At 67.7% G+C, this 8,992-nt stretch carries 2 protein-coding genes; both read right to left on the minus strand.

Annotated features, from left to right (window positions below):
* The coding region (locus GYA94_RS21715) for a non-ribosomal peptide synthetase (protein WP_161893085.1) at window positions 1-8,027 on the minus strand (8,027 nt) is incomplete at its 3' end.
* The coding region (locus GYA94_RS21720; RefSeq protein WP_161893086.1) for an AMP-binding protein at window positions 8,024-8,992 on the minus strand (969 nt) is incomplete at its 5' end. The genes GYA94_RS21715 and GYA94_RS21720, both read right to left, overlap by 4 nt.

Genomic DNA, 8,992 nt, shown 5'->3' on the forward strand with positions numbered 1-8,992 from the left:
ATCAAGTGGTGCGCCAGGCAGTTGGCCTGCTGGTTGAGCTGGTCGTAGGTCAGCTCGCCCTCCTCGGCCCTGACCGCCAGCGCCTCGGGGGTGCGCCGGACCTGCGCCTCGATCAGGCCGTGCAACGTCTGCCCGAGGTCGTAGGCGACGGCTGTGTCGTTGAAGTCCAACAGCAAGCGCTTGCGCTCGTGCGCATCCAGCAGCGGGGCGTGCGCCGCAATGGCCCGGTCGCTGGCCACGAAAGCCCACAGCAGTTGCTCGAAATAGCCCGCGAACCGCGCAACGGTGGCCCGCTCGAACAGCGCCGTGGCGTACACGATGCCGCCTGCAAAACCGTCGCCGCGCTCGCCCAGGCTCAAGCTCAGGTCGACCTTGGCAACGCTGGCCGGGCCGCCCAGTGCAGTCACCGCCAGGTCTGCCAACTGCAGCGCCTCGCGGCCTGGGTTGCCATCCCAATCCAGCGACACCTGGTACAGCGGCGTATGCGACAGGCTACGGCGTGGGCGCAGCCGTTCGACCACTTGCTCGAACGGCAGGTCCTGGTGCGCCTGGCCGGCCAATACGACCGCTTTGACCCGCGCCAGCAACGTCGCCACATCCGGCGCGCCCGACACATCCAGGCGCAGCGCCAGGGTATTGACGAACATGCCGATCAGCCCATCCACCTCCGCTTGCTGGCGGTTGGCGACCGGCGAGCCGATCACGACTTCGTCTTGGCCGGCCAGGCGCGCCAACAGCACCCCCCAAGCCGCCAAGAACAGCATGTATGGCGTGACCGCGTGGCGCCGGCACAGGGCTTTGAGCTCGCTGCTCAAACGCGGATCCAGGCTCAGTTCGACACTGTCGCCGGCATACTGCTGCCGCTCCGGGCGGGGTCGGTCCCAAGGCAGGCTGACAAGGACGGGGGCGCCGCCCAACTGGGCGGCCCAATAGTCCGCCTGCTGTTGCAAGGCTGTGCCACTCAACCACTGGCGCTGCCACACGGCATAGTCCAGGTATTGCACCGGCAAGGCAGGCAGTGGGTCAGGCTGCCCGGTGCTGAAGGCCTGATACAGTGCACCCAGCTCCCTGACCAGTACCCCCAGCGACCAGCCATCGGCGACCAGGTGGTGCAGCGTCAGCAGCAGCACATGGTGGTCCTGGCCCAGGCGCAACAGCCGCCCGCGGATGGGCAAGTCATGGGCCAAGGCAAAGGCCTGGCTGGCGTCTTCGCGCAGCAACGCGGCCAACGCCACCGGCTCAAGGCCTGGGCAGTCCTGCCAACCCAGGCTGAAACCGCGGCTGTCACTGGCCAGGCGCACATGGGGCTCGCCATCCTCAGCGACAAAATGGCAACGCAGGCTTTCGTGCCGCTCGATCAGCCGGTGCAGCGTGCGTTCCAGTGCGGCTCGCTGCAGCGGGCCCTGCAGGCGCAGGGCGATGGGGATGTGATAGGCCGCACTGGCTTCCTGCAACTGTGCCAGGAACCACAGGCGCTGTTGCGCGAACGACAGCGGCAGCCGGCCTGTGCGGGGCGCCGGCGTGATGGCCGGCAACGCCTGGCCCTCGCGCGTGAGGCAGGTGGCCACCGCTGCCAGGCTGTCGTCGGCAAACAGGTCGGCCAGTGCCAGCTCACGGCCGAGCCGTTGGCGCACTTGCGCGAGCATGCGCATGGCCAGCAGCGAATGGCCGCCCAGCTCGAAAAAGCGGTCCTGGCGGCCGATCGGCTGTACTTCCAGCAACTCGGACCACAGCGCTGCCAAGGCCTGCTCGCGCTCGCCTTCGGGGGCCTCGAAGGCAGCCACCGCAAAGTCCTGCGGCCCCGGTGCCGGCAAGGCCCGGCGGTCGACCTTGCCATTAGCGTTCAACGGTAGCCGTGCCAAGGCAACGAACGCCGATGGCACCATGTACTCCGGCAACCGGCCGCGCAGGTAGCCACGCAGTTGCAGGGCGTCCAGGCTGGCGGCCTGGCGGGTGTACCAGGCCACCAGGCGCAACGGCCCGGACGCATCGGCAACGGCCATCACCACGACTTCGCCGATGCCCGGGGCCAGGGCCAGCTGCTGCTCGATCTCGCCCAGCTCGATGCGAAAACCGCGGATCTTCACCTGGTCGTCGTTGCGCCCCTGGTACTCCAGTTGGCCGTCGCCGCGCCAGCGCACCAGGTCGCCGGTACGGTACAAGCGCGCACCCGCCTGGGTGCTGAAGGGGTCGTCGATGAAACGTTGGGCCGTCAGCTCGGCACGGTTCAGGTAGCCCAGCGCCACGCCATCGCCACCAATGTACAGTTCCCCCACCACACCTTCCGGCACCAGCCGTTGCCAGGCATCCAGCACATACACCTGGGTATTGCCGATAGGCCGGCCAATGGGTACCTGGGCGGCGTCCTCCGCCAACTCGCTTACCTCGCAGGTCACCGCAAAGGTGGTGGTTTCGGTCGGCCCGTAGGCGTTGAACAACCGCAAGCGGGGGGCCTGTTGCAGCAAGGCCCGGAACGCTGCCGGCTCGGCACGTTCGCCACCGCACAGCAACACGCGCAGCCGGGCCAGCGCCGCTGGAACCCACTGCACATACTGGTTGAACAGCGCAGTGGTCAGGAACAGCACGCTGACTTGCTGCTCCAGCAGCGCCGTGGCAAAGCGCGCGGGGTCGATGAGCGTGGCATGGTCGATCACGCGCACCTGGCCCCCGTTCAGTAGCGCGCCCCAGACCTCGAAGGTGCTGGCGTCGAATGCCGGGTTGGAGACAAAAGCGAAACGGTCGCTGGCCAGCAGCTCGACATAGCCGTTGTTCAATACCAGGCGCGCGATGCCCCGGTGCGGCACACACACGCCTTTGGGTGTGCCGGTAGTGCCGGAGGTGTACATCACATACGCGGTGCTGCCGCCAGCCTGCACCGCTGCAGGGTTGGTGCTAGGTTGGCGGTCGAGCGCCAGGCTGTCGAGTTCCAGGCGTGGCACGGACAGGTCGGAGGCGATATCGGTAGCCGTGAGCAGCAACACCGCCTGGCAGTCCTCGAGCATGAACAGCTGACGCTCGGCAGGGGCATGCAGGTCGAGCGGCACGTAGACGGCACCGCACTTCAGCACGGCCAGTTGCGCCACCAGCAGTGACAGCGACCGCGGCAACAGGATGGCCACGCAAGCGCCAGGTTCTACCCCGCTGCCGATCAGGTAGTGGGCCAGGCGGTTGGCGCGCTCGTTGAGCGCGCCATAGCAAAGGGTCTGCTCGCCCTGCACCGCCGCCACAGCCAGCGGGTGAAGGGCCACGCGCTGCTCGAACAGGTGGTGCACGGCAACGTCACGGGGGTAGGCGTAATGGGTGGCGTTGCGTGCGTGCAGCAGGTCCTGGCGCTGCGCCTCGTCAATCAGCTCCACTTGGGCCAGGGCTTGCTGGTCATCATCGGCCATGGCCCACAGCAGGCGCTCGAAGTAGCCCAGGTAGCGCTGCACGGTGGCGGCGTCGAACAGTGCCGTTGCGTAGTCGAGGCTGCCGGCCAAGGTATCGCCCTGCTCGCCCAGGTTGAGCGTGAGGTCGAACTTGGCCACTGCCGCGGCCTGGGGCACGGCCTCCAGTTGCAGGCCTTGCAGGTGCAAGGCTGCGCCTTGGGTGGCCTGCCAGTTCAGGCTGACCTGGAACAGCGGCGTGTGCGCAAGGCTGCGCGCCGGGCGAAGCATTTCCACCACGTGCTCGAACGGCAGGTCCTGGTGGGCCTGGGCTTGCAACACGCGGTCGCGCACCTGCTGCAGCAGCGCCTGCGCGGTGCCCGCTGCGCTGCTGTCGATGCGCATGGCCAGCGTGTTGACGAACAACCCGGCCAGCGGCTCCAGCTCGGCCCGGCCGCGCCCTGCCACCGGGCAGCCCACCACCACTTCAGGCTGGCCTGCCAGGCGGCCGAGCAGGGCCGCCCAGGCACCGAGCACGGTCATGTACAGCGTCACCCCATGGCGCCGGGCCAGCCCGCGCAGGGCGGCGGTCAAGCGTGGCTCGAACCGCACTGGCAGGCTTGCACCGGCAAAGTCCTGGCGCGGCGGCCGTGGCCGGTCAGCAGGGAGCTTGAGCAGCTCGGGGGCACCTTCGAGGTTCTGTTGCCAGAAGGCCACCTGGCGTTGCAGCTGCTCCCCAGCCAGCCAGCGGCGCTGCCATACCGCGTAGTCTGGGTACTGGATGGCCAACGGCGGCAGCGGGTCATCGCGACCGTTGCACACGGCTGCGTACTGCACGCTCAGTTCATGGGTCAGCACCCCCAGCGACCAGCCATCGGCAACGATGTGGTGCACGGTCAGTGCCAGCACATGGTGCTGCACGCCCAGGCTCAGCACGTGGGCACGAAGCAACGGCCCGTGGGCCAGGTCGAACGGCGCTGCCGCCAATTCCTGCAAGCGGCCTGGCAACGCTTCAGCGGCCAACGTTTCACAGCTGAACCAGCCGTCGCCCGCAGTGGCGGCAATCACCACCTCGGCGCTGTCATCACGTGCCACGAAGCGGCTGCGCAACGTCTGGTGGCGCTCGATGATGCGCAACAGCGCACCCTCCAGCGCAGCGCTATCCAATGGCCCGCGCAAGCCCAAGGCCAACGGCACGTTGTAGGCCTGGTTGCCGCCCTCCATCTGCGCCAGGAACCACAGCCGCTGCTGGGCAAACGACATCGGCAGCGGCTGCCCGTGCGGCACCGGCACGATCGCCGGCAGCGCAGTGCCAACGGCCCCGGCCAGCACCTGGGCTACCGCGGCCAGCTGCGGGTTGGCGAACAGCTCGGCCAGGCTCAGTTCCACGCCCAGGCGCACGCGCACCTGCGACACCATGCGCATGGCCAGCAGCGAATGGCCACCCAGGCTGAAGAAATGGTCGTCGCGCCCCACGCGCTCGACCTGCAGCAGTTCCGCCCAGATCTGTGCCAGGGCCAACTCCAGCTCACCCTGCGGCGGCGCGTAAGCCTGTTCGAACAGTGCAGCACGCCCAGGGCGCGGCAACGCCCGGCGGTCGAGCTTGCCATTGGCCGTCAGTGGCAATACCGGCAGCTCGACGAACGCCACCGGCACCATGTAGGCCGGCAGGTGTGCCTGCAGCTGGCCGCGCAGGCCTTCCGGGCTAAGGGGTTGTACGTCGGGACTGGCGGTGAAATACGCCACCAGCTGCGGGTGCCCGGGTTCATCCTCACGCGCGATCACCACCGCTTCGGCGATGCCGGCCAAGGCTGCCAGGCGGCTTTCAATTTCGCCCAGCTCGATGCGTACGCCGCGGATCTTCACCTGGTCATCGTTACGCCCCAGGTAGTCGAGCGTGCCGTCCGGCAGCCAGCGCACCAGGTCGCCGGTGCAGTACAGGCGCCCGCCCGCCACGAACGGATCGTCGCAGAACCGCTCGGCGGTCAACTGCGGGCGGTTCCAGTAGCCCCGGGCAACCCCGACACCACCGATGTACAGCTCGCCCGGCACGCCCAGGGCGACCGGTTGCATATGCGCGTCGAGCACGTACAGCCGCGCATTGTCCACCGGTTTGCCGATATGCAGCGCACCGCCTGCCTCCAGCGCCCCGGAACTGGCCACCACCGTGGCCTCGGTCGGCCCGTAGTTGTTGACCACGGCAAAGCGCTGGGTGCGATTGAACTGGCGCAAGCGGTCGCCACCAATCAGCAGGGTGCGCAAGGTCGGATGTTCCAGGTGATGGTTGAAGGCATATTCAGCCACCGGTGTGGGCAGGAAACTGACGTCCAGCGGCTGCGCCTGCCACCAGGCGAGCATGGCGTCGAGGTCGTCGTGGCCCTCGGTGGTCGGCGCCAGGTGCAGCGTGGCCCCGGCGCACAATGCCGGCCACACTTCCCAGGCCATGGCATCGAAGCCAAAGCCGGCCAGGCTGGAGGTGTGCCGCCCCTGGCACAGGTCGAAAGCACGGCAGTGCCAGTCGACCAGGTTGCTGACGCTGCGGTGTTCAACCATCACGCCCTTGGGCTGCCCGGTCGAGCCGGAGGTGTAGATCACATAGGCCAGGTGCTGCGCAGCAAGCCCGGGCACGACCGGGTTGGCGTCGCTGGCAGGCCAGTCCGGCTGGTCCAGTAACAGCAGCGGTACGCCGGTTTTACCAAGGCGATGGCTCAACGCCTGTTGCGTCAGTACCACCGCGGGGCTGCTGTCTGCCAGCAGGTAGCCGATGCGCTCGTCGGGGTGCGCCGGGTCTACCGGCACGTAACCTGCGCCGGCCTTGAGCACAGCGAGCAGGCCGACCAGCGTGTCCAGCCCGCGCCGGGCCACCACGGCCACCCGGTCGTCCGGGCGCACACCCAGGCTGATCAGGTGGTGGGCCAAGGCATTGGCGCGGCGGTTGAGTTCGCCGTAGCTCAGTTGGGCGCCGCCACTCGTTGCAGCGATGGCCTCTGGGCAACGGGCAACCTGTTGCTCGATACGTTGGTGCAGGGTCAGGTGCTGCGCGTGGTGGGTGGCGCAAGCGTTGAAGCCTTCGAGCAGCGTTTCGCGCTCAGCGGGGGGCAGCATGGCCAGCCGGTTCACCGCCAGGTGTGGGGTTTGCAGCAGGCTTTCCAGCGTTTGCTGGACATAGGCACACACGCGCTGGGCCGGCACTTGCGGGCTGGCCAGCAAGGTCAGGCGAAACGCCTCGCCCAGGTCGTCCACGCTCAGCGTCAACGGGTAGTTGGTTGCCTCGGCCGACTCGATGATATCGATGCCGGTCAAGGCGGCACGGCGTGGCTCGCTGCTGCCTGGCGCGCTGTGGCGGTAGTTCAGCAACGCATTGAACAACGGCGCCGGTGCGGCCACGCCGCTGCAGCGTTGGGCCAAGGCCAGGGGCGCATGTTCATGGCGCATCAGCGCGCTCAGGCGCTGGTGGGTGGCGCGCACCGCGCTGCCCAGGTCGGCGCTGTCCAGGTCAACCCGCAGTGGCAAGGTATTGATGAAGATCCCCAGCGCCCGGTCGGTAGCCTCGGCGCCCTGCAGGCGGCCCATCAGCACTGTGCCGAACACCACCTGCTCACGCCCGGTAAGGCCCCCCAGTACCCGGCCCCAGGCCAGGTGGAACAGGCTGGCGACGCTTACCCCCAGGCTGCGGGCCTGGGCGCGCAAGCCCTGGCACAGTGCCAATGGCAGGTCGAGCTGGTACTCGGCATGCACCTCGCCAGTGCCCTGCACGTCCTGCAAGCCATACGCCAGGGTGGCTTCGTCGACACTGCCAAGCATGTCGCGGAAAAATGCTTCGTGCCCGGCTTCGCTGATCCCCAGCACCGCCTGCGCAACATAGTTGCGAAACGGCACCGGTGCGCCCAGTTGCGCCTCGGCGCCGCTGAGAAACGCAATCAGCTCGTGGCGCACCACCTCCAGGGCACTGTGGTCCATGGCGATATGGTGGAACTGCAAGGTCGCAGTCAGCCGCCCGTCGGCCTGTGGCGCGTCACGCAGCAAGCGCATCAGCGGCGCCTGGGTCAGGTCGAGCCAGTCACGCTTCGGGGCATCGACGGGCAGCGTCAGAACCGTCAGTTCGGCCTTGCGCCATACCACCTGCACCGGCGCTTGCAACCCTTGCCAGTGCACCGAGGTGCGCAGGATATCGTGGCGGGCGATCACCCCGTTCAAGGCGTCGGCGAATGCCTGCAGGCGCGCCTCGCTGGCGAACACGAAGCGTGCCTGCATCACGTACGGGTCATGCTCGCTGGCACTGGCGTGGTGAAAGAGCATGCCTTGTTGCAACGGCGCCAGTGGGTAGATGTCCTGCACGTTGGCCGCGCCCCCCGGTATTGCGCTGACCACGCTGTCCAGGCTGGCCTGGTCGAGCGTGACCAGGTTGAGCAGTTGCGGGGTGATGTGCGTGCAGCCTGGCGCAATGAGGTTGCCCGGCACCTGTACCGCGCCCTGCTTGACCGCCACGTACTCCCCTCGCTCGAGCATGCCGACAAGGGTGGGTTTGTGCGCACGCAGTTGCGCCACCAGGGTGCTGTCGGTCAGCGCCTGGCGGTTGCCCTGGACCACCAGTTGGCCATCCTTGAGTGCCAGCTGCACATTCTGCGCGGTCAGTGTTGCCAGTAATTGGTTGATGCTCACAGGACGATCTCCATGCTGTCTGTGATGGCTGCGTAGCCGGCCAGGGTCGGTTGGTCGAACAAGGCGCGCACATCAGCCTCCAGGCCTTGCTCGCGTAGCCGTGACGTCAATGTCACGGCCAGCAGCGAGTGGCCGCCCAGTTCGAAGAAGTTGTCATGCCGCCCCACCTGCTCCAGGCCGAGCAGTTCGCACCACAGGGCCGCCAGTAGGGTTTCGGTGTCGCCTTCGGGGGCCGCGTAGGGGCGGTCTTCGATGGCACCGGGTGCAGGCAAGGCCTTGCGGTCGAGCTTGCCGTTAGGGCTCAGCGGCAGGGCGTCCAGGTGCATGAACAGCGCCGGCACCATGAATTCCGGCAACTGCGCGAGCAGCGCCTTGCGCAGGGTATCCGTGCTGTGCAGGGCGCCGGTGTAGTAAGCCACCAGGCGTTGTTCATGGGCGAGCACGACAGCCTCCTTGACGCCCTCGATGGCCGTGAGGCCGGCCTGGATTTCACCCAGTTCGATGCGCAGGCCACGCAGTTTGACCTGGTCGTCGTTACGGCCCAGGTATTCGATGTTGCCGTCGGGCAGGTGACGCGCCAGGTCACCGGTGCGGTACAGGCGTGCGCCGGGTACGAACGGGTCGTCGATGAAGCGCTCGGCGGTGAGTTCGGCGCGGTTGAGGTAACCCCGGGCCACTTGCACGCCGCCGATGTACAGCTCGCCGGCTACACCCTGGGGGACCGGTTGCTGCTGGTCGTCGAGGATGTACAGGGTGGTGTTGGCGATGGGTTTGCCGATCGGGGTGTTGTCCGGGGCAGTGGTGCAGTGCCAGGCGCTGACATCCACCGCGGCTTCGGTCGGGCCGTAGAGGTTGTGCAGCTCGACGGCTGGCAGCTGAGCGTGGAAGCGCCGTACCAGATTCCCCGGCAAGGCTTCACCCGAGCAGATGACACGTATCGAGGGTAGGCGCGGCATTGGGTTGTG

The organism is Pseudomonas juntendi (assembly GCF_009932375.1).
Classification (GTDB): domain Bacteria; phylum Pseudomonadota; class Gammaproteobacteria; order Pseudomonadales; family Pseudomonadaceae; genus Aquipseudomonas; species Aquipseudomonas juntendi.